Here is a 22,536-nt window from a genome sequence, read left to right as displayed (position 1 = left end):
CCGGTGCTGGAAGGTTAAGGGGAGCGGTTAGGGGTAACCCGAAGCTGTGAACCGAAGCCCCAGTAAACGGCGGCCGTAACTATAACGGTCCTAAGGTAGCGAAATTCCTTGTCAGGTAAATTCTGACCCGCACGAATGGCGTAACGACTTGGGCGCTGTCTCAACGAGAGATCCGGTGAAATTTTACTACCTGTGAAGATGCAGGTTACCCGCGACAAGACGGAAAGACCCCATGGAGCTTTACTGCAGCTTGATATTGGACTTTGGTACGATCTGTACAGGATAGGTGGGAGCCTAGGAAGCCGGAGCGCCAGCTTCGGTGGAGGCGCCGTTGGGATACCACCCTGATCGTATCGGAGTTCTAACCTGTCACCGTGAAGCCGGTGAAGGGACCGTGTCAGGCGGGCAGTTTGACTGGGGCGGTCGCCTCCTAAAATGTAACGGAGGCGCCCAAAGGTTCCCTCAGAATGGTTGGAAATCATTCGAAGCGTGCAAAGGCATAAGGGAGCTTGACTGCGAGACCAACAAGTCGAGCAGGGACGAAAGTCGGGCTTAGTGATCCGGTGGTACCGAATGGAAGGGCCATCGCTCAACGGATAAAAGCTACCCTGGGGATAACAGGCTTATCTCCCCCAAGAGTCCACATCGACGGGGAGGTTTGGCACCTCGATGTCGGCTCATCGCATCCTGGGGCTGAAGTAGGTCCCAAGGGTTGGGCTGTTCGCCCATTAAAGCGGTACGCGAGCTGGGTTCAGAACGTCGTGAGACAGTTCGGTCCCTATCTGTCGTGGGCGTAGGAAATTTGAGAGGAGCTGTCCTTAGTACGAGAGGACCGGGATGGACGTACCGCTGGTGTACCAGTTGTTCCGCCAGGAGCACCGCTGGGTAGCTACGTACGGACGGGATAAGCGCTGAAAGCATCTAAGCGCGAAGCCCCCCTCAAGATGAGATTTCCCAGTATGTAAGACCCCTGGAAGACGACCAGGTCGATAGGCTCGAGGTGGAAGCGCGGCAACGTGTGCAGCTGACGAGTACTAATCGGTCGAGGGCTTATCCTATTCAAGCAAGAACAGCCGGTCAGCACGGCATTTCGTTCGATCCAGTTTTCAGGGCGCAAGTCCTGAAGAGATGATTACTGGCGCGGGGTGGAGCAGTCCGGTAGCTCGTCGGGCTCATAACCCGAAGGTCACAGGTTCAAATCCTGTCCCCGCAACCAATCTCTTTCTACATAAGAACTGATTCTTCATTCGGAGCTGTGGTGTAGAGGCCTAACATGCCTGCCTGTCACGCAGGAGACCGCGGGTTCGAATCCCGTCAGCTCCGCCATTTATTTGCGGAAGTGGCTCAGCGGTAGAGCATCGCCTTGCCAAGGCGAGGGTCGCGGGTTCGATTCCCGTCTTCCGCTCCATTGAATTCAACTAGCTGCCCATGGGGCGGCTTTTTTTTGTCTACAACTAAAATTTCCCCCTCCTTGTTCTTTCAGACATGGAATCGGTTGAAGCTGCCAGGCCAAACAGCTAGGCGTGGAGCCGTTTTCTCAAACTCCTTCTTATATTTATCTCCGAAATGATTCAATTCGCGTTATTTAAAGAATTTCACGTTCGCGCTACAATCTTTCCCCTATTGCCGCGCTTTGACTGCCCGATTAGAAAAAAATTCCCCCGCCCGCTCTGATTTGTCCCCCTAGCGGATTCGCTGCTTTTCACCGACAATTAGAACTACCTTCACCGCCCCCTATGTCATAAAAACTGCCCAAGAAGATGGACTGTAAGAACGGGAGATTTATGCGCTCCCGGATGCTTGAATCAATGCCGGGTTCGGCAAGCGACGAATCCGGCTGATTCCAAAAAGGAAGCGATACCAATTGCCGTTTCTCTGCTTGCCGCTACGAGTTGTGGCTGCGTCAATTGATTTTGAAATTACATGATTCGTTATGTTCATGAGAGGAATCAAGGTGAGGGAGAAGCTGGAGCACGGAGGTGGAATGGATTTTACCGCTCTTGTAAAACGCTTTCATAACTTGAAATCCATAAGGGAGGCAAGACATGAATGATCATCAAATCTCGTAAATTCCGCAGAAGCTATGCATTGGCGATGGTCGCGGCATTAGCCCTTTCGATTATCCCTTCTTTCAGCGCAGGAGTGAAGCAGGCCGACGCCGCATCAAACTACAAGATCGTAGGGTATTACGCCTCTTGGGCGGCATACGGCCGTGCGTACAACGTGACGGATATTGATGCCAGCAAAATGAATGTCATCAACTACGCCTTCGCCGATATTTGCTGGAACGGAAAGCACGGCAATCCAGATCCGACGGGGCCGAACCCGACGACCTGGTCCTGTCAGAATGAAGCGGGCCAAGCGATCAACGTTCCGAATGGTACGGTCGTGCTGGGCGATCCATGGATCGACGCTCAGAAGAGCTTCGGAGACGACAAATGGGACGATCCGATCAAAGGCAACCTCAAGCAGCTGTGGAAGCTCAAGGACAAAAACCCGGATTTGAAAACGGTCATTTCGATCGGGGGCTGGACGTGGTCGAACCGCTTCTCCGATGTAGCGGCCACCGCGGCGACTCGCGAAGTATTCGCGAATTCATCGGTCGACTTCATTCGCAAATACAAAATGGACGGCGTCGATCTCGACTGGGAATATCCGGTCAGCGGCGGCCTGGATGGCAACAGCTACCGGCCGGAAGACAAGCAGAACTACGTCCTGCTTCTCCAGAAAATCCGGGAGAAGCTCGATGCGGCTGAAAAAGCCGACGGCAAGGATTATCTGCTGACGATCGCTTCCGGAGCAGGCCCGACCTACATCCAGAACAACGACCTGGCCGGAATCGCCAGCATCGTCGATTGGATCAACATCATGACGTATGACTTCAATGGCAGCTGGAACAAGACAAGCGGCCACAATGCTCCGCTGTACTATGATACGGCGGCCGCAACCAGCGGCTTGACGGATCCGCAGAACTTTAACATCGACAAGGCTGTCACGACCTACCTTGCCAAAGGCGTACCGGCAAGCAAGCTCGTGCTCGGCATGGCCTTCTACGGTCGAGGCTGGGGCGGCTGTCCGACGGCAGGAAATGGACAGTACCAAGTCTGCGCGGGCATTTCCTCCACGGGAACTTGGGAGAAGGGCAGCTACGACTTCTATGATCTGGAAGCGAACTATATCAACAAGAACGGCTACACGCGCTATTGGAATGATGCCGCTAAGGTGCCTTACCTGTACAATCCGACCAACGGCACGTACATCAGCTATGACGATGTTCAATCCTTCGACTTCAAGACGAGCTACCTGAAATCCAAAGGTCTCGCCGGCGCGATGTTCTGGGAGACGAGCGGCGACCGCAACAAGACGCTGCTGAACAAGCTGGCCTCCGATCTCGGCTATGCGGGCGCAACGCCGACGCCGGTACCGACGGCTACGCCGAGCGCGACGCCGACGCCAACCGCCACGCCGAGCGTCACGCCGACACCGACGACAAGCCCAAGCGCAACGCCTACGCCAAGCGCGACGCCGACTCCGGGCACGTGCACGGTGACGGCATGGAGCTCGACGGCGGTTTATACGGGCGGACAAAAGGCTTCCTACAACGGCACGATTTACGAAGCGAAGTGGTGGACCCAAGGCGATCGTCCGGATCTGAGCGGAGCGAACGGTCCTTGGAAGGCAGCCGGCACTTGCGGAACGACAAGTCCGACACCGAGCGCGACGCCTACGCCAACGCCGACCGCGACGCCTACGCCAAGCGCAACGCCGAAACCGAGCGCAACGCCGACGCCGACGGCAACGCCTACGCCAAGCGCGACTCCTACACCTACGGCAACGCCGACGCCGTCCGCAACGCCAGGCGCCTCTGCCTGGGCTGCAGGCGTAGCGTATAAAGCGGGAGATGTCGTGACTTACAGCGGCAAGACGTATGCCTGCCTGCAGCCTCACACCTCGCTCGCCGGCTGGGAGCCGGCTACGACTCCCGCTCTTTGGAAGCTGAAATAAGCTGTCCAGCCTGCAGCCCCTTTTCGCGGCATTCCGAACCGAACCTGGAATGGACGAAAAGGGGCTTTTTCAATGCTCAGCCTCAACGAATCTATCAATCCGCATGGAGGAATCGAATCGCATGAACGCCATGAGCTATCGCAAAGCTAAGCCGGCGGCCCGCCTGCTCGCCGCTCTGATGACCTTGATCGTCCTCGTTCCGCTTTATGGACCAGGCATCGCGCTGACGAAGGCCGCGGCTGGAACAGGCCCGTCGGCACCTGCCCCGGCAGCCGACCATCCCCGCAAGATCGTCGCTTATTTTCCGGAATGGGGAGACCAGGAAAACAAAGGCTTCTACACGGTCGACAAGATTCCGTGGGGAAGCATTACGCACATCAACTATGCCTTCGCCAAAGTAAACGCTCAGAACAAGATCGAAATCATGGACCGCAAGGCGGCTGTCGAGAAGGATTATCCGGGGCAGCTCGCCGAGCTTCCGTTCAAGGGCCACTTCAACCAGCTCGTGAAGTACAAGCAGCTCTATCCGGACGTGCGCACGCTGATCTCGGTCGGCGGCTGGGCGGGCTCGGGCGGTTTCTATAATATGGCGAATACGGAAGCGGGCCGCGAGACGTTCGCAAACAGCGTCATCGACTTCCTGCGGACGTACAAGTTCAACGGCGTCGATATCGACTGGGAATATCCGTCGGGCACGGGCCAATCGGGCAATCCGAATGACTTCTCGGTCGCCGAGCCGCTGCGCAAGGTGAACTACGATAACTACATCCTGCTGATGAAAAAGCTGCGCGAGAAGCTGGATGCGGCAGGCGCTCAGGACAATCAGAAATACGATCTGACCGTCGCCGCGACGGCGTCGAGCTGGATTCTCGGCGGCATGAAGCTCGGCGAGGCGAACCAATATCTCGACTGGGCGAACCTCATGACTTACGACTTCCACGGCGCCTGGAACGGCTATGTCGGTCCTCATTCCGCCTTGTATCCGGACGCCCGCGACACGGAAACGGCCGCGCTCGGCACGCCGGTGCTGAACACGGACTGGGCGACCCGCTACTACCTCGGCACGCTGCCGCCGGAGAAGATCGTCATCGGCGTCCCGTACTATTCCCGCGGCTGGAAAAACGTGAACGGCGGCATCGACAACACCGGCTTGTACGGAACGGCGCCGACGACCGGAGGAGGGGCGGACGGCGAGTTCGGCATCTGGAACGATCCCGCGCCGGAGCAGCCGGCCGGAGCGAATCCGATCTGGCATATCCTCAATCTGCTCAAAGACCCGGCCAACAAGCGTTATTTCGACCCGGTGACAAAAACGCCTTACCTGTTCAACGCGAGCAAAAAAGTGTTCCTGACCTATGAGGACACCGAATCGCTCGGATACAAGCTGGACTACATCAAGGAAAAGGGCCTGGGCGGCATGATGTTCTGGGAGCTGACCGGCGACTACTCGCAGGCGGCCGACGGAACGTACACGTACGGCAATACGCTGACCGAATTCGCCTACAACAAGCTGAAGACGGCCGGACTGCCCGGAGGAGCCGCGAAGCCGCAGCTGCCTGCGCCGAAAAACTTCAGCATCGCGTTCAGCGGCAATTACGATCATCCGAACTACACATACTCGCTCAAGATCACGAACAACACCGGAGAGGATATCGCCGGGGGATGGAAGCTGGAGTTCGATCTGCCGACGACGACGACGCTGACCTCCGCGTGGGGAGCCGGTTCGGTCGAGCGGATTTCCACGGCGTGGGACTTCAACCGCTACCGTCTGACGGGAACGGCGACGCAGACGATCGCGAACGGCGCGACGCTGGACATTCCGGGCATGATGAAGCTGAACTTCTCCGGCGGGCCTCAGCGGGTGACGTTGAACGGAAGCTCCTCGAAAGCCGAGTATGAAAAGCTGTACGGAACGGCGCCGAGCCCGTCGCCGGGAGCGACGCCGACGCCATCGCCAAGCGTGACGCCGACTGCAACGCCGACGCCAAGTGCGACGCCAAGTGCGACGCCGAGCGCGACACCGACGCCAAGCGCAACGCCGACGCCGACTCCGGGCCTATGCACGGCGGCGGCTTGGAGCGCGACGACGGTGTATGTCGGCGGCCAGAAGGCTTCGTACAACGGTTCGGTCTACGAGGCGAAATGGTGGACGCAAGGAGATCGGCCGGATCTGAGCGGAGCCAATGGACCGTGGAAGGCGGCAGGAGCCTGCGCGACGCCAGCGCCAAGCGCGACGCCGACGCCGAGCGCGACGCCGACGCCAAGCGCGACGCCATCGCCGAGCGCGACGCCGACGCCGAGCGCGACGCCATCGCCGAGCGCGACGCCGAGCGCGACGCCATCGCCGAGCGCGACGCCGAGCGCGACGCCATCGCCAAGCGCGACGCCATCGCCAAGCGCGACGCCGACGCCGACGCCAAGTGCGACGCCAACGCCGAGCGTGACGCCATCGCCGAGTACGACGCCAACGCCGAGCGCGACGCCGGGAGCTGCGGCCTGGACGCCGGGCACGGCGTACAAAGCCGGGGACAAAGCAACCTACGGCGGCAAGACCTATGCGTGCCTGCAGCCTCATACCGCCTTGGCGGGATGGGAGCCGGCCACGACGCCCGCTCTGTGGAAACTGGCCTGAGCGGTCCCAATTGCAAGCTGCCCTGCCTCCATCGCCGGAGGCAGGTTTTTTTGCGCGTGGGAACGAATACGACAAGGGAGGCAACAGGAAAGGATGAGGACATGAGGATTCTGGTGCTCGGCGGAACGAGATTCATGGGCAAGCATCTGGTCGACGAGCTGCTGCGGGAAGGCCACGAGGTGACGGTCGGCTCGACCGGCAAGACGGACGTCACATACGAGGGCGAGCCGGAAAGGCTGGTGCTGGATCGGGGCGAGGAAAGCTCGCTGCTGCCGGCCGTCCAGGGCCGGGAGTGGGATGTCGTCTACGACATGATTGGCTACTCGCCGGATGAGGCGCGGCTGGCATGCAGGGCGTTCGCCGGAAGGACGGGGCGGTTTGTCTTCGTCTCCTCGCTCGCGGTCTACGAGCCGGCCGAACGGGCTCAGCGGGAGGAGGACTGGCTGCCGGAAGGCTATCCCGTGACCGGCACCGACCGCCATTCGCTCAGCTATGCGGAAGGAAAGCGCCAGTCGGAGGCGGTGCTCGCGGCTCAGGCGGACATGGAATCTCTTTTTGTACGGCCGCCTTTTGTCGTCGGGGAAGATGACTACACGCGCAGGCTGCACTGGCATGTGGAGCGGGTCGCTTCCGGCTTGGAGATCGGCATGCCTTCGCCGGACGCGAGGGTGCAGTTCATCCGCTCCGATGAGGCGGGCCGGCTGCTGAGCTGGCTCAAGTCGGCGCCGCTGAGCGGTCCGGTGAACGCCTGCTCCGGAGGCAGCATCCCGCTGCGGGAGCTTGCCGGAATGATCGGCTCGGCGACCGGCAGGCGGCCGCGGCTGACGACGGAGGTGACGGAGCAGAACGGCTCTCCTTATGGAGTCGAAGGCTCTTGGTATATGGACGGCGGCAAGGCGGCAAAGGCCGGATTCCGGTTCGAGCGGCAGGAGGACTGGCTGCCCGGACTGATCGGGCGTCTGGCCGAAGAGCGGCTCGAGCGAGCCGGCCGCAGCGATTCCGGCCTGTCCTGATTTTGAGCGAGACGAGCTGCTCCGGCAGCTCGTTTTTGCGTTGAAGCGGGTTGCCGCAGCCGGAGGGGCGTGTTATACTCCACTATATAGAACAAATGTTCGCTTGTAGGGGGTGCAGGCCATGACGGCAGCAAAGGCGGAGCTGATACGAGTCAAGCAGCTACTGACGAAGGTCAAGGAAGAGAAGATGCCTTTCCGCTGGTCGATCAATCCCTATCGCGGCTGCATGCATGGCTGCAGCTTCTGCTATGCCAGGGCGTTCCACTCCTTCATCGGCATGGGAGCGGACGAGTTCCAGAGCCGCATTCTCGTCAAAGAGAACGCCGCCGCCGCGCTCGAAGGGCAGCTGCACCGGATGGCGGCGCGGCATCGCTTCGACCTGGCTGCGATGGCGCGGGATATCGGGCATGTGGCGATCGGCACGGCTACCGACCCGTATCAGCCGGCCGAGGGCACTCACCGGATTACCCGGGAGTGCCTGAAGGTGCTCGCCCGTTACCAGGTTCCCGTCTCGATCACGACGCGCTCGCCGCTCATCCTGCGGGATCTGGACCTGCTCGCGCAGTGCCGGGTGCTGTCGGTCAACTTCAGTCTCCATACGCTGGACGACCGGCTCATCCGCAGTCTGGAGCCGGGCTCTCCGCTCTCTGCGCCGCGCCTGCAGGCGCTTCACGAGCTTCGTGAGGCCGGCCTGCCGGCCGGCGTATTCGCCGCCCCGATCCTGCCGCTGCTGTCGGATTCCCGAAGCGCCCTGCAGGAGCTGATGCAGGCGAGCCGCGCTTGTGGCGCTCTCTTCCTGATGAGCTCGCTGCTGCGGCTGACGCCCGAGGTGAAGGGCTGGTACTACGGCGTGCTTCGCGAGGCGGCTCCGGAAGTGCTGCCGGAGTATGAGCGGATCTTCCAGGGAGCGTATGCCATTCGCAGCTACGAGGAAGAGCTGCGAGTGCGAATCGAGGAGCTTAGGCTGCTTTACGGGCTGCCGCGCTCGCTGCCGGCTGTGGAGGAGCCGGGGCGGTGGAGCGGCGAAGCCTGCGCCGGGCCGCCGGGCGGCGGCCCGGCGGACGGATGCGGCCCTACGGACGGCGGCCTCGCCGCGTTCGAGCCGCAGCGCAGCTCCGTTTCGTTAGGGCAGCGGCTGGCCGCGCGCAGAGAAGACCCCGCGGCCGAAGCGAGCCGGGGGCCAGTCAAGGAAGTGCTGGAGCAAATGGCGCTCCCCTTTTAAGCTCGAGCCGGGGGCGAGGACAAGCGCCTCAGAAGCCCGTGCGATACTTCCGGGCGCTGGACGAGTCATCCTTCGTATGCGTCTTGTCCTTCTCATCCTGCTGCTCGATCGTCAGGTCCTCGACGGGGATGGGATCGACGTGCTGCTGGGCGGGATCCTGATCCATCAGGCTTTCTTTTTCCGTCGGGTACTGCTCGGGATGGTCCCGATCGGCCACGGAAGGAGTCGTGGATCGGAGGGACTTGTCTTTCGGGTCGGTCAAGTCGAGCACCTCTTTTCGATGTTGTCTCCGCTGCCGGATCGGCTAGGAGGGGGTTGTCTTCCTTACCCCAAAGCAAGGAAGCACTAACGCAGGTCGCCAAGGAGGCGGAAGAGAAATGAAGCTGGCGAGGCTGCTCGGCATCACGATGCTGCTGCTGGGCAGACGCAGGGTCGGCGCCCAGGAGCTCGCCGAGCGCTTCGAGGTGTCGGTGCGCACGATCTATCGGGACTTGGAGGCGCTCTACGCGGCCGGCGTGCCGGTCGTATCCTATCCCGGCCTGGACGGCGGCTACGAGATTCTCCATACGTTCCGGATCGACCGGCAATACCTCAGCATGGAGGAGCTGCGCTCCATGCTGATCGCGCTCAAAGGCGTTCAGGCCGCTTGGAGCGAGCAGCAGCTCGGGCGCCTGCTCGACAAGGTCGGAGCTTTGCTCAGCCGTACCGAGGGAGGCGCCGAACGGGAGAAGGACGCCGGCCAGGTCGTGCTGGACCTTAATCCGTGGCGAGGCGGAAAGCGCGAGAAGAAAATGCTGGAGGAGCTGGGGCAGGCGCTGGAGCAATGCCGTGCGATTCATATGGCTTATATGAATTGGGAGGGCAAGGAGTCGGAGCGGGAGATCGAGCCGATCGGGCTGGTGCTGCGGGATATGGTCTGGTATTTGTACGGCTTCTGCCGGCTCCGGCAAGATTATCGGACGTTCCGGCTGAACCGCATCCAGCGGCTGGAGCCGCTGGAGGAGCGGTTCGAGCGTCATGCGATGACGATCGAGGAGCTGGACCGGCGCTGGGAATCGGACGGAGAGCAGCAGCTCGAGCTTCGCCTGCTGTTCCATCCCTCCGTCCGGACACGCGTCCGGGACGAATATCCGCCGCAGGCGATCCGGCAGCGCGAGGACGGCTGGCTGGAGGTCGCCTGCACCCGCCACAAAGGCTATTGGCTGTACTCCCGGCTGCTCAGCTACGGTCCCCGCGTCAAGATTCTCGATCCGCCCGAGGTGGCGCAGGAGATGCGGCGCATGGCTCAGGACATGGTGGAGCTTTATGAGGATCGCTCCTGAGCGGCGGAGCGCCGCAAGTTCCGCGAAGAAAGGCATGGCAAAAGGAAGGTCGCGCAAAGCGATGATTGCCGCGCGCCGCTTGAGAGATCGCAGGCATAGAAGGCGCGCGATGGCGCGCAGGACCTTGAGGCTGCGCGGGGATCCTGGGGCTGCGCGGGGATCCTGGGGCTGCGCAGGAATCGTGGGGCTGCGCAGGAATCGTGGGGCTGCGCAGGGACCTTGGGGCTGCATGACAAGCTGGCCGCGAGCAGCTAGGCCGCGAGCCGCTTGGCTGCGACCGGTTCGGCATGCCGCCTGTCGGTTTGACAGGCGGCTTTTTCTCGTGATAAAGTTCGATTATCTAATTGTTCTATATTCGAACTTGTACGAAAAGGAGAAGCGAATGCAGGAAACCAAGCTGAAGGAAATTATTGAGCGCTACGAAAGAGCGAGCTCTCAGGTCAACCGAAGATTCGGAGCGCTGATCCAGAACAAGCTGCCGGAAGGAATCACGCAGGAGCAGTTCGGCATCATCCGCTACTTGAGCGCGCATCCGGACAGCACCTCGACGGAGCTGGCGGATACGTTCTGCGTCGGCAAGAGCAGCATCACGTCCATCACGACGAAGCTGGTCGACAAGAAGCTCGTCCGCCGGCGTCCCGATGACCGGGATCGCCGGGTGACCTATTTGTCGCTGACGGAGGAGGGGCGGCTGGTCGCCGAGCAAGCGGGAAAAGTCATCGGCGAGACGCTTGGAGCCTATATTACTCGCTTTACGGAAGAAGAAGCCATGCAGTTCATCGAGATGTTCGAGGATCTGGCGGCCAGGCTGAAGGACTAAAGAGAAAACAAGCCGGGAGAGGGCGTGGAGCATGAGAACGATTCTGAAATGGCGGTGGGCTGTCCTCGCGCTATGGATCGCGCTGGCGGCAGGCTTGATGCTGCTGGCGCCGGATATGCAGCAGCTGGTTCGGGAGAAGGGGCAGATCACGGTGCCGGACGGCTATTCGTCCTCGACCGCTTCGAAGCTGCTCAAGGAGAAGGAAGCGCAGAGCCGTGTGGCCGGCGACGCCGGAGACGAGAAGTCGGCCGTGCTCGTCTTTCACCGGGACGAAGGACTGAGTGATGCCGACCGGCAGGAGATCCGGAGCGGCCTCGCGGAGCTGAAGGGCAAGGGGAGCCTCGGCATCGCATCGGTGACGGGGCCGTTCGACCGGAAGGAGCTGGAGGATCAGCTCGTCGCCAAGGACGGCAGGACGATGCTCGCTCTCGTCTCGATCGAGGCGGACGGCAAGGAGCCGCAGGAGCTGCAAAGCCTGCTCGTCGAGGCGGCTTCGACGATCAAGGTCGAGCACTACTACACGTCGGAATGGATGATCAACGAGGACCAGATCCGCAGCTCGATGGAAGGACTCGCCAAGACGGAATATATTACGGTCGTGTTCATTCTCGTCATCCTGTTCCTCGTCTTCCGCTCGGCGGTCGCGCCGTTCGTGCCGCTCGTCGTCGTAGGGCTCAGCTACCTGCTGTCGCAGTCGGTCGTAGCCTTCCTCGCGGAATACGCCGGCTTCCCGCTCTCCACGTTCACGCAGATCTTCATGGTGGCGATCCTGTTCGGCATCGGGACGGACTATTGCATCCTGCTGATCAGCCGCTACAAGGAGGAGCTGGCGAGCGGCCTCGATCGGACAGAAGCGATCGTACGGACGTACCGGAACGCCGGCCGGACCGTGCTCATCTCCGGGCTCGCCGTGCTGATCGGCTTCGCCTCGATCGGGTTCTCGACATTCGGCCTCTATCGCTCGGCGGTCGCCGTCGCGGTCGGCGTGGCAGTGCTCCTGCTCGCGCTCGTGACGCTCGTGCCGTTTTTCATGGCGGTGCTCGGGAACGCGCTGTTCTGGCCGCAAAAAGGCTCGCTCTCGCATAGCGATAGCCGGCTGTGGGGGCGGATGGGCCGCTTCTCGCTGCGCCGCCCGGTCTGGGCGCTGCTCGTGCTGGCGGTCGTCGCCGTGCCGCTGCTCCTCTCGTACCGCAACGCGATTTCGTTCAACTCTATGGAGGAGATCGGCGACAAGTACGATTCGGTCAAGGCGTTCAACCTGATCTCGGACAGCTTCGGGCCTGGCGACTCGATGCCGAGCACGGTCGTGCTGAGGGCGGATAAAAGCTTCGACGGCAAGGAAGGGCTGGCCGCGCTGGAGCAGGTCAGCCGAGAGCTGGCCAAGGTGCCGGGCGTCAAAAGCGTGCGCAGCGCGACGCGCCCGGCCGGCGAGCCGCTGCAGGAGCTGGAGGTCGCCTCCCAGGCGGGCACGCTCGAGAGCGGCATCGACCAGAGTACGGAAGGGCTCGACCGGATCGGCCAAGGGCTGTCCGAGGCGAGCTCGAGCCTGGCGGCCAACGCGCCCAAGCTGGAGAAGGCGGCGGCCGGAGCCGGCGAGCTGGAGCAAGGCACGGCGAGGCTGCAAGGCGGCGTAAAGGAGCTGGAGCAAGGCTTGCGCCGCATCCAGCAAGGCTTGCAGGACGGCTCCGTCGGAGCGAAGGAGCTCAGCGCCGGACTGAAGCAGGCCCAGGGTAGCGCCGTGCAGCTGGCTGAAGCGAGCGACCGGCTGCTGCAAGGCTATCGCGAGGCTGCCGGCGGGCTGAATCAGCTGCATGGCGCGTATGAGCGGCTGGCGGCGAGCCAGCGGCAGCTTGCCCAAGGGCTGGGCGGCGTGCAGCAGGCGTTCGGGGCGCTCGCAGAAAAGTATCCGGAGCTCGGCTCCGACGAGCAATACCAGGCGGCGCTCCAATCGCTCGCCGGACTGCAGGGCGGCGCCGAGCAGGCGGCTGCGGGGCTGGAGCAGGCCAATGCCCAGCTGGCCGGAGCGGCTGCCGGCATCGGCAAGGCGAACGGCGGCCTGGAGCAGGCAAGCGCCGGCCAGGCCGCGCTCGGCGGCGGACTGCGCGAGCTGGCCGCAGGTCTCGACGCGCTGCAGAAGGGCATTCAGCAAGCGGCGGACGGCCAGGGCCAGGCGATCGGAAAGCTGCCGCAGGTGGCGGCCGGCTTCGAGCAGCTGCAAGGCGGACAGCGGCAGCTGTCGCAAGGCTTCGCCGAGCTGAACGAGCAGCTCGGCCAGCTGACGAGCGGCCTCGACCAGAGCGTCGACGGCATCTCTCGAGTGAGCGGCGGCCTCGCGGAGGCGAAGTCGTATCTGACGGAGCTGTCGAAGTCGCCGAGCCGCAGCCTGACCGGCTGGAACCTGCCGGATGCGGCGCTTCAGGACGAGTCGTTCCGGCAGGCGGTGGCAACCTATCTTTCGCCGCAAGGAACGATGGCGACGCTCGACGTCGTCTTCGACTCCAATCCGTACGAGGAGCAGACGCTCCGCCGGATCCCCGAGCTGGAGGCCGCGATCGAGCGCGGGCTGGAGGGGACGGCTTACGCGGGAGCGCAGCATGCGATCGGCGGCATCACGAGCGTGCAGCATGACCTGAACACGATCTCCCAGGCCGATTACTCGCGCACGGTCGTGCTCATGATGGCGGGCATCTCGCTCATCCTGATCGCGCTGTTCCGCTCGCTTGTCATCCCGGCCTACATCATGGCCTCGCTGCTGCTTACCTACTACACGTCGATGGCGGCGGCGGAAGCGATCTTCAGCCGGGCGCTCGACTACTCCGGCATCAGCTGGCCGGTGCCGTTCTTCAGCTTCGTGCTGCTGATCGCGCTGGGCGTCGACTACAGCATCTTCCTGCTCGACCGCTTCCGCGAGTACCGGCATCTGCCGCCGCAGGAGGCGATCCTGCTGTCGATGCGCCATATGGGCTCCGTCATCCTGTCGGCCGCGGTCATCCTCGGCGGCACGTTCGCGGCGATGCTGCCGTCCGGCGTGCTGTCGCTGATGCAGATCGCGACGGTCGTGCTGATCGGCCTGCTCCTGTATGCCGTGCTGATCCTGCCGCTGTTCATCCCGGTCATGGTGCGCCTGTTCGGCGCGGCGAACTGGTGGCCGTTCATGGGCGGACGCGAGGAGCGGGAGCAGCCGCTGCCCGCGCCGGCGCCGAGCCTGACGGCCGATCGCTAGTCCGTCTCCCGGCCGCCGCCGCGCGCGGCGCAGATCGCAGCAATTAGCCCTGAAGCTTTGGCTTCGGGGCTATTGCCGCGTTGCGGGGAGGACGGCGTCCGTCTCTTTTCATAGTAAATCGCGACGACGTTATGGTACTCTACTACTAGAGTAGAGAGAGGAGCGGTCGTGTCATGGCAACGAGCAGTGCGTTCGAAGGAATCTACCAGGGCCAGAGGGCGATCTATCTGAGGGCGGACGCCTATGAGGCGGTCATGCTGCCCGAGACCGGAGGCAACCTCATCGCCTTCCAAGACCGCATCACCGGCTGCCGGTTTTTGCGAGAGCCATCGCAGGAGGAGCTGGCCCGCTTCCGCGAGAATCCCGTCGTCTGGGGAATTCCGGTGCTCTTTCCGCCCAACCGCTACGAGGACGGCCGTTTTCCTTGGCGAGGACGGATCTACCAGCTGCCGGTCAATGAAGGAGAGCGCGACAACCACCTCCACGGCTTCCTCCATGCGATTCCATGGGAGGTCGAGAGCTTCGGCAGCAAGGGCTCCGAAAGCTTCGTCACGGTGGCGGTCCGCATCGACGAGGATCATCCGGTCTATCGGCGCTTCCCGTTCCGCTTCACGATCCGCCTGCGCTATGCGCTGAGTCCGGACGGGCTGGCGCAGCAGGTGGCGGTGCGCAATGACGGCGACGAGCCGATGCCTTGCCTGCTCGCCTTCCATACGACGTTGAACGTGCCGTTCGCGCCCGGCAGCAAGGAGAGCGACTACAGCTTCAAGCTGACGGCCGGCCGCCGCTGGGAAATGAACGAGCGCATGCTGCCTACGGGAGCGTTCATGGAGCTCGCTCCGGAGGAAGAGGCGATGAAAGGAGCCGGAGCCGATCCGTTCTGGACCTCGCTCGATCATCACTATACGGCGGAGCCGCAGATGGGCCGCAACCGGATGGAGCTGACCGACCGCAAGCGCGGCATGACGCTTGTCTACGACGTCGGCACCTCGTACAAGCAGTGGATGCTCTACAACAACGGCGGCAGGGGCGAGTTCATCTGTCCGGAGCCGCAGGTCAATCTGGTCAACGCCCCGAATTCGAACTTGCCTGCGGAGGAGATCGGACTGTTCGGCCTGGAGCCGGGAGAGATCTGGGAGGAGCGGGCCCGCCTGTATGTGAAGTTGCGCCCTTCCTGAGCGGCAGGAAGCGCGAATGTCGATTTCCCGGGAAATGCCCCGGATCGGCTCGAGCGCGAGCCGGCCGCGAAGGAAGTTCATTCCGAAGGAGGAACCGCAAGTGAAGCTGAAGCTGGAAGGCAAGAAGGCGATCGTGACCGGAGGCAGCAAGGGAATCGGCTATGCGACGGCGCTGGAGCTGTCCCGCCAAGGGGCGAAGGTGGCGCTCGTCGCCCGGACGAAGGAGGAGCTTGAGGATGCGGCTGCCCGCATCGTCGCGGAGACGGGCGGCGAGGTGCTGGCCGTGCCCGGCGATGTCTCCCGGGAGGAGTCGGCTGCGGCAGCGGTGCGCGGCATCGCGGATCGCTGGGACGGAGTGATCGACATCCTGGTGAACAATGCCGGCACGGCCGCCGCCGCTCCGTTCGCGGAGGTCGGCCCGGCGGCGTGGAAGACCGATCTCGACCTGAAGCTGCTCGGCGCGGTGCATATGACGCAGGCGGCCCTGCCCGCCCTCAAGGCGGCAGGCGGCGGAGCGATCGTCAACGTGACGGCGATCGGCGGCAAGACGCCGCCGAAGGCATCGCTGCCGTCATCCGTCTCGCGGGCGGCGGGGCTCGCGCTGACCAAGGCGATGAGCCGCGACCTGGCGCCGGACGGCATCCGGGTCAACGCCGTCTGCATCGGGCTCATCCGCAGCGCCCAGATCGAGCGGCAGTGGCGGCGGACCAGCCCCGACCAGACGTGGGAGGAGTTCGCGCGCGATCCGCGCCACGACATTCCGCTCGGACGGATCGGAGACACGGAGGAAGCCGCCAATGCGATCGTGTTCCTCGTTTCCGGAGCGGCTTCCTATATTACAGGGACAGCCATCAACATCGACGGGGGCAAATCGCCCGTCGCGTGAGGCGTCCCGGATTTCATTTTCAAGCAGATGCGACTTGCCTCTGCAGCAGATAGGAGCTTGCCCATCCGATGGAAGTCAATCGCAGCGGACGGCCGGACCGACGGGGCCGATTCACGATCCGCTTCAAAATCATTTCCGGCTATGCGGTCATCCTGGCCTGCCTGGCCGTCTCGATCCTGATCGTCTTCCTGCAGCTGTCGGCGGTGCAGGAGGAGACCGAATATGTGACCGAGCACGACATCTCCGTCATGAATCTGACCAACGCGATCGAGAAAAACCTGCTCGACATGGAAACGGGACAGCGGGGGTTCATCATCACCGGGGAAGAGGCTTATCTCGATCCGTACCGCTCGGGCTTCTCCCAATGGCAGAACAACTACAGCGAGCTGCTGGCGCTCGTGAGCGACAATCCGAGCCAGACCAAGCTGCTGGAGCTGGCGAGAGGCTCGATCGAGCAATGGCTCGCCATCACGATGCCGGTCATCGAGGCCAAGCAGAACGGCGACGAGGCGAAGGTCGGCGATTTTTACGCGATCGACCGCGGCAAGCAGAACATGGATCAGCTGCGCGGCAGCTTCGACGCGTTCCGCCAGACGGAGCATAAGCTGGCGGGGCAGCGGCTGGAAAGGCTGGACCGGAGCAACAGCCTGCTGCGGACGACGCTGCTTTCCCTGTTCCTCGTCTCCATCGTCCTGTCGGGCCTGTTCGGCTGGCTGATCTCGCGCTCGATCGTGCGCACGATCGGCAGCGTCACGGAATCGATCGACGGCATGGCGGATTCGCGCGGCAGGGACCTGGCTCAGCTCGCCAAGCGGATCGAGATCCGCTCGCGCGACGAGATCGCCGATCTGGCGGCCGCGACGAACCGGCTGCTCGACGAGGTCGAGGGCCACGACTGGAAGCAGCGGCAGGCGCTCGCGATCGGCTCCGCGCTGCAGCAGACGGGCGGCGCGGCCGAGACGCAGGAAGCGTTCCTGCGCTTCGCTGCCGAAGCGCTCCGGGCGCCGTTCGCGGTGCTGTACGCGGTCGAGTCGCTCAAACCGAGCCGCCGGCTGCAGCTCGCCTGCTCCGTGACGGGCAGCGGCGACGGCGCGGCTGCGCTGCCGCCCGCCATCGAGCACGGCGAAGGCCTCGTCGGCCGCTGCTTCGCCGAGCAGCGGATGCGGCAGTATGACGTGCCGGAATCGTACGTGAAGATCGGCTCCGCCCTCGGCGAGGCGAGTCCGCCGCAGCTGCTGCTCGTGCCGGCGGTCTACGAAGGCCGTACGCTCGCCGTGCTGGAGGCCGCCCGCTTCGAGCCGTTCACGCCGCTGGAGCAGGACTTGGCGCTGGAGGCCGCCGAGCAGCTGGCCTTGGCGCTGCACCGCGTCCATACGGGCGAGGAGATCCGCACGCTGCTGCAGGAATCGCAGGCGATGACGGAGGAGCTGCAGCAGCAGGCGGAGGAGCTGCAGACCCAGCAGGAGGAGCTGCAGACCCAGCAGGAGGAGCTCGAAGCCTCCAACGAGCAGCTTATCCGGCAGGCGCGACTGTCGGAGGAGAAGTCTCAGGAGCTGCAGAGCATCCAGCAGGAGCTGACGCTGTATGCGGCGGAGCTCGAGCGCAGCTCGCGCTACAAGAACGAGTTCATGGCGAACATGTCCCACGAGCTGCGGACGCCGCTCAACAGCATGCTGATCCTGTCCCAGATGCTGGCGGAGAATCCGGGAGGCAACCTGTCGCCCAAGGAAGAGGAGTTCGCCAAGGTCATCCATACGGCCGGCGAGGATCTGCTGGTGCTGATCAACGATATCCTGGATCTGTCGAAAATCGAAGCCGGGAAGATGGAGATCAGTCTCGAGCCGCTCAATCTGAGCGAGCTACCGGCGCTGCTGCAATCGAGCTTCCGCGCGCATGCCGAGCGGAGCGGGCTCGAGTACGCCGTCATCCGCAGGCTGAACGTGCCGGACATGATCGTCAGCGACGAGCAGCGGCTGATGCAGATTCTCAAAAATCTGCTGTCCAATGCGTTCAAGTTCACGAAGCAGGGCGGCGTGACGGTGACGATTTCGCGGGCGACCGAAAGGGAGGTGCTGCAGCATCTGCCATCCCATGCGGGACGTCAGGTCGTGGCGTTCGAGGTTCGGGATACGGGCGTCGGCATCGATCCGTCCAAGCTCGACCTGATCTTCGAGGCGTTCCGCCAGGCGGACGGCACGACGAGCCGGCAGTTCGGCGGCACGGGCCTCGGCCTGTCGATCTCCCGCCAGCTGGCGAGCCTGCTGCAGGGCTGCCTCTTCGTCGAAAGCCAGCCGGGCCTCGGCAGCGCGTTCACGCTGCTCTTGCCTAGCCTTGGCGAGGCCGTCCGCGCGGAGGAGCCCGGCCGGGCTTCCGGCTTGCTGCAGGAGGCGGCAGGTTATTTGGACGAGGAAGCGGCGGCCGGCCGTTCCTTGGAGGAGATGCTTGCCGAGCGGCTCCGCCTGCCGTCGTCCGAGACGGAGCCGCCGAGGCGCGGCAGCCGGTACGGAGGCCGGCGCGTGCTGATCGTCGACGACGACATCCGCAACGTCTACAGCCTGACGAGCTTCCTTGAGCAGCAAGGCATCGAGGTGCTGACGGCGGCCAACGGCCGCGAGGCCCTTGACGCGCTGGCGGCGTTCGGCTGCGATCTCATTTTGATGGACATGATGATGCCGGTGCTGGACGGGTACGATGCGATCCGGGAAATCCGCTCCATCGAGGCGCATCGCAGCTTGCCGATCATCGCGCTCACGGCGAAGGCGATGCCGCAGGACCGGGAGCTGTGCCTGCAGGCGGGAGCGACCGATTATATCACCAAGCCGCTCCATCTGGAGCAGCTCAGCTCGCTGCTCGAGGTATGGCTGCCGCGGCGCAAGGTTTGACCCCGGGAGGCCGGGGTAAAAAAGGTTGATTAAGGATACAATGCGGATAGGGTGGTTGAACGATGAGAACGCAGGGATTGCTTATTTCGGGTCTTGTCTTCGCTTTGCTGATAGCCATTTTCGCGGTCATTAACGTCGATCCCGTTCAGGTGAACTTCCTGTTCGCGCAGACGAACCTGCCGCTCATCCTCGTCATTCTCGGCTCGGCGCTGCTGGGCGGCGCGAGCGTGGGCCTGTTCGGCATCATCCGCTCGTTCAAGCTGCAGAAGCAGCTCAAGGCGCAGCAGAAGGAGCTGGACGGACTGCGGGCGCAAGCGCGCCTGGAAACCGCGCCTGTGCTTGCGGATGATCCGCTGCCGGCAGGCTCCATCGAGGCGGGACCGGCGGCACGGCCTTCGGCCGAGTAACGGACGAAACGACGAGCTGCGCCCTGCGAGGCGCAGCTTTTCCCTTTTATGACGCGGACGGCGCGTGCCTGCGGCGGCCGAGAGCCGCGGGATGCCGATGAAAAGGAGGACGACACGGATGGAGACGGCGAAGCTGGCGCTGCATACCGACAAATATCAAATCAATATGATGTATGCCCATTGGAACATGGGGACGCATGAGCGCAAAGCCGTGTTCGAGATGTACTTCCGCAAGCTGCCGTTCGGCAACGGCTATGCCGTTTTCGCCGGGCTGCAGCGGATCGCCGACTACATGCTCGGCCTGAGCTTCACGGAGGAGGAGCTCGCCTACCTGGAGGAGCAGGAGGAGCGGTACGAGCCGGAGTTCATCGAGGAGCTGCGGCGGTTCCGCTTCAGCGGCAGCATCGACGCCGTGCCGGAGGGCACGCTCGTCTTTCCGAACGAGCCGCTCGTGCGCGTGGAGGGACGGATCTTCGAGGCGCAGCTCGTGGAGACGGCGATCCTGAACATGGCGAACTACCAGACGCTGATCGCGACCAAGGCGTCGCGCATCAAGCAGGTCGCAGGCGCCGACGCGCTGCTGGAGTTCGGCACCCGCCGCGCCCAGGAGCTGGACGCGGCCGTATGGGGAGCGCGCGCGGCTTACATCGCGGGCTTCGACGCGACGAGCAACATGCGGGCAGGCTGGCTGTTCGGCATCCCGGCCAAAGGCACGCACGCGCATGCCTGGGTGCAGGCGCATGAGTCCGAGCTGCAGGCGTTCGAGCGTTATGCCGACGCGCTGCCGGACGGCGTGACGCTGCTCGTCGACACCTACGATACGCTCGGCAGCGGCGTGCCGAACGCGATCGAGGTAGCTCGGCGGCTGCGCGCCAAAGGGAAGGAGCTGCAGGCGATCCGGCTCGACAGCGGCGACCTCGCCGTCCTGTCCAAGGAGTCGCGGCGCCTGCTGGACGAGGCGGGCTTCCCGGACGTGCGCATCGTCGCCTCCAACGATTTGGACGAGAACATCATCCTCAACCTCAAGGCGCAAGGAGCGGCGATCGATACGTGGGGCGTCGGCACGCAGCTGATCACGGCGGCGGACCAGCCCTCGCTCGGCGGGGTGTACAAGCTCGCGGCGATCGACCGCGGCGCCGGCTATGAGCCGGTCATCAAGCTGTCGGGCAATCTCGACAAGGTGACCAATCCGGGGTCCAAGACCGTGTACCGGCTCCTCGACCCGGCGACGGGCTGCGCGGTCGGCGACTACATGGCGCTGAGCGCGGAGGCGGCCCCGTCCGGAGAGCCGCTCCGCCGCATCGACCCGGCTCATCCGTACGTGAAGTCGGTGCTGACCCGATACGAGCCGGTGGAGCTGCTGCAGCCGCTGCTGCGCGAAGGGAGTCTCGTGCGCGAGCTGCCGGATCTGGAATCGATTCGGCGCTACCACCGGGAGCAGCTGGCGCTGTTCCGCCAGCCGCATTTGCGCAAGCTGCATCCGGAGCCGTATCCGGTATCGTTCAGTCCGGAGCTGTGGAAGCTCAAGACGGAGATGATCGAGCGTGTCCAAGACAGGAAAGAGTGAGCAAGAGCGGCCGCCTGCCGGCCGGCTGGCGCTGCCGCTGCGGCTGCTGCTGGCGGCCGTGCATGCCGGCGCTTGGATGACCGGACGGCCGCTCGCGGGCATGCGCGGACGGATGGCCACCTTCATGCGGGCGATGGATGCCGTCGCCTGCCTGCGCCTGTCTGGCCGGGTCGACTCGGGGGACATCGACCTGCAGGCGGAGGACGGCCGCCTCATCCCGGCGCGCTGGTACCGGCCGGAGATCGAAGCGGGCGAGAGCGGCCGGGCGGAGCCGCTGCCGGTCATCCTGTATTACCACGGAGGGGGCTTCGCGCTTGGCGGCCACCGGCTGCGGCATCGCTACAACCGCGCCTGGGCGCAGCTGAGCGGCTGCCTCGTGCTGTCGGTCGGCTATCGGCTGGCGCCGGAGCACGGCTTCCCGAAAGGAGCCGACGACGCCTACGAGGCGCTGCTCTGGGCATCGCGCGAGGCAGGCTCGCTCGGCGGCGATCCGGCGCGGCTCGCCGTGGCGGGCGAGAGCGCCGGCGGCAACATCGCGGCGGTGACCGCGCTGCGCGCCCGCGACGCCGGCGGACCGCCGATCCGGGGGCAGGCGCTGCTTTATCCCGCGGTCGACCTGACCGGGCGGGGCGGTCCGGGGGCTGCGAGCCAGCCGTCGCTGCGACAGAACGGCCGGCAGTACATGCTGACGCTGCGGCTGCTGCGTCAATTCGCCGACGGCTACGCGCCGGAGGAGCTGCGCGCGCAGCCGCAAGTATCGCCGCTGCTCGCGCCGGATCTCGGCGGACTGCCGCCGGCGCTCGTCGTCACGGCGGAGCTTGATCCGCTGCGGGACCAGGGCAGGCTGTACGCCGAGCGGCTGCGCGCCGCGGGCGTGCCGGCCGAATACCGCTGCTATGCGGGCATGATCCATGATTTTACGGCGATGATGCCGGGCTGGCTGCCGGAAGCGGAGCAGTCGCTGCGGCAGGCGGCCGGGTTTTTGAACGATCGGCTGCGCCTTCCCGCGCATGGCGGCAGCCGTGCGGATGCGTCCGCCTCCGACGATCCAGACGGAGGGATCGGGAGCGCAGCGGCGAGGCAGCAAGGAGAGGAGACAAGAGAGCATGAGCATGGGCAACCATTCGGCTGAGGGCGGCTCGCAGGAGGAGCTGCTGCAGCTGCGGGCGCGCTGCGCGGAGCTGGAGAGCCGGCTGGCCGCAGCCGAGGCGGAGCGCGAGCGGCTCGCGGCGGAGACGGCGAGGCTCGCGGCGGAGGCGCAGCGGCTGCGCCGCAGGCTGGGCGGAGCGGAGGGCGCGATGCATTCGCGGCTGAAGGACGCGCTGCGCGAGTAGCGGCTTGGACTTCGGTCCCGGACGTCCGCTATAATAGAAGTCTGA

Annotated in this window: 15 protein-coding genes, 3 tRNA genes and 1 rRNA gene (1 of these 19 only partly in view); 18 read left to right on the top strand and 1 reads right to left on the bottom strand. The window is 64.0% G+C overall.

What is annotated here, in order from left to right:
• From NYE40_RS19680 to NYE40_RS19645, 8 genes are all read left to right on the top strand, one after another.
• Positions 1-1,058, top strand: a 23S ribosomal RNA gene (locus NYE40_RS19680); it begins 1,872 nt to the left of the window's first position.
• Between the two features lie 81 nt (positions 1,059-1,139).
• Positions 1,140-1,216, top strand: a tRNA-Met gene (locus NYE40_RS19675).
• Between the two features lie 33 nt (positions 1,217-1,249).
• A tRNA-Asp gene (locus NYE40_RS19670) sits at positions 1,250-1,326 on the top strand.
• 7 nt (positions 1,327-1,333) lie between these two features.
• Positions 1,334-1,408, top strand: a tRNA-Gly gene (locus tag NYE40_RS19665).
• Positions 1,409-2,049: 641 nt separating this feature from the next.
• Positions 2,050-4,005, top strand: a complete 1,956-nt coding sequence (locus NYE40_RS19660; protein WP_101808134.1) for a glycosyl hydrolase family 18 protein — start codon at positions 2,050-2,052, stop codon at positions 4,003-4,005.
• Positions 4,006-4,126: 121 nt separating this feature from the next.
• Positions 4,127-6,637 (top strand): glycosyl hydrolase family 18 protein, encoded by a 2,511-nt coding sequence (locus NYE40_RS19655; RefSeq protein ID WP_339278825.1) that lies wholly within the window; start codon positions 4,127-4,129, stop codon positions 6,635-6,637.
• Positions 6,638-6,738: 101 nt separating this feature from the next.
• Positions 6,739-7,650, top strand: a complete 912-nt coding sequence (locus NYE40_RS19650) for an NAD-dependent epimerase/dehydratase family protein (RefSeq protein ID WP_339278824.1) — start codon at positions 6,739-6,741, stop codon at positions 7,648-7,650.
• A gap of 121 nt (positions 7,651-7,771) precedes the next feature.
• Positions 7,772-8,872, top strand: coding sequence for a radical SAM protein (locus NYE40_RS19645; protein WP_339278823.1), 1,101 nt, complete (start codon positions 7,772-7,774; stop codon positions 8,870-8,872).
• Between the two features lie 28 nt (positions 8,873-8,900).
• Here NYE40_RS19645 and NYE40_RS19640 read toward each other — a convergent pair whose 3' ends face one another.
• The gene (locus NYE40_RS19640; protein WP_028598336.1) at positions 8,901-9,134 is read right to left on the bottom strand and encodes a hypothetical protein; all 234 of its coding nucleotides are present in this window, start codon (positions 9,132-9,134) and stop codon (positions 8,901-8,903) included.
• Positions 9,135-9,249: 115 nt separating this feature from the next.
• On the opposite strand from NYE40_RS19640, the gene NYE40_RS19635 reads away from it, so the two are divergent.
• The 10 genes from NYE40_RS19635 (at position 9,250) to NYE40_RS19590 (ending at position 22,491) form a co-directional block, all read left to right on the top strand.
• Positions 9,250-10,194, top strand: coding sequence for a YafY family protein (locus NYE40_RS19635; protein ID WP_339278822.1), 945 nt, complete (start codon positions 9,250-9,252; stop codon positions 10,192-10,194).
• Positions 10,195-10,576: 382 nt separating this feature from the next.
• Positions 10,577-11,014 (top strand): MarR family transcriptional regulator, encoded by a 438-nt coding sequence (locus NYE40_RS19630; RefSeq protein WP_339278821.1) that lies wholly within the window; start codon positions 10,577-10,579, stop codon positions 11,012-11,014.
• A 31-nt stretch (positions 11,015-11,045) separates the two neighbouring features.
• Positions 11,046-14,237, top strand: a complete 3,192-nt coding sequence (locus NYE40_RS19625; protein WP_339278820.1) for an MMPL family transporter — start codon at positions 11,046-11,048, stop codon at positions 14,235-14,237.
• Between the two features lie 173 nt (positions 14,238-14,410).
• On the top strand, positions 14,411-15,415 hold the full coding sequence (locus NYE40_RS19620; protein ID WP_028598332.1) for an aldose 1-epimerase: 1,005 nt from the start codon (positions 14,411-14,413) through the stop codon (positions 15,413-15,415).
• Between the two features lie 100 nt (positions 15,416-15,515).
• Positions 15,516-16,301 carry an SDR family oxidoreductase gene (locus NYE40_RS19615; protein WP_028598331.1) on the top strand — a complete coding sequence of 262 codons (786 nt, stop codon included), beginning with the start codon at positions 15,516-15,518 and terminating at the stop codon, positions 16,299-16,301.
• A 68-nt stretch (positions 16,302-16,369) separates the two neighbouring features.
• A complete protein-coding gene (locus NYE40_RS19610) occupies positions 16,370-19,183 on the top strand; it encodes a CHASE3 domain-containing protein (protein WP_339278819.1) in 2,814 nt (937 codons plus the stop codon).
• A gap of 104 nt (positions 19,184-19,287) precedes the next feature.
• Positions 19,288-19,590, top strand: coding sequence for a LapA family protein (locus tag NYE40_RS19605; protein WP_339278818.1), 303 nt, complete (start codon positions 19,288-19,290; stop codon positions 19,588-19,590).
• A gap of 118 nt (positions 19,591-19,708) precedes the next feature.
• Positions 19,709-21,157 (top strand): nicotinate phosphoribosyltransferase, encoded by a 1,449-nt coding sequence (locus tag NYE40_RS19600; RefSeq protein ID WP_101808125.1) that lies wholly within the window; start codon positions 19,709-19,711, stop codon positions 21,155-21,157.
• Entirely contained in the window at positions 21,135-22,289 is a 1,155-nt protein-coding gene (locus NYE40_RS19595; RefSeq protein WP_339278817.1) for an alpha/beta hydrolase, read from the top strand. Before NYE40_RS19600 ends, NYE40_RS19595 begins: the two co-directional genes overlap by 23 nt.
• Positions 22,264-22,491: a hypothetical protein gene (locus tag NYE40_RS19590; RefSeq protein ID WP_146000467.1), complete on the top strand. Its 228-nt coding sequence runs from the start codon at positions 22,264-22,266 to the stop codon at positions 22,489-22,491. The genes NYE40_RS19595 and NYE40_RS19590 overlap by 26 nt, the downstream gene beginning before the upstream one ends.
• Positions 22,492-22,536: the final 45 nt, after the last annotated feature.

The sequence above is a fragment of the Paenibacillus sp. FSL W8-1187 genome, from assembly GCF_037965485.1.
Taxonomy (GTDB): Bacteria; Bacillota; Bacilli; order Paenibacillales; family Paenibacillaceae; genus Paenibacillus_O; species Paenibacillus_O pasadenensis.
This window is presented reverse-complemented; position numbering and strand designations above follow the sequence as displayed.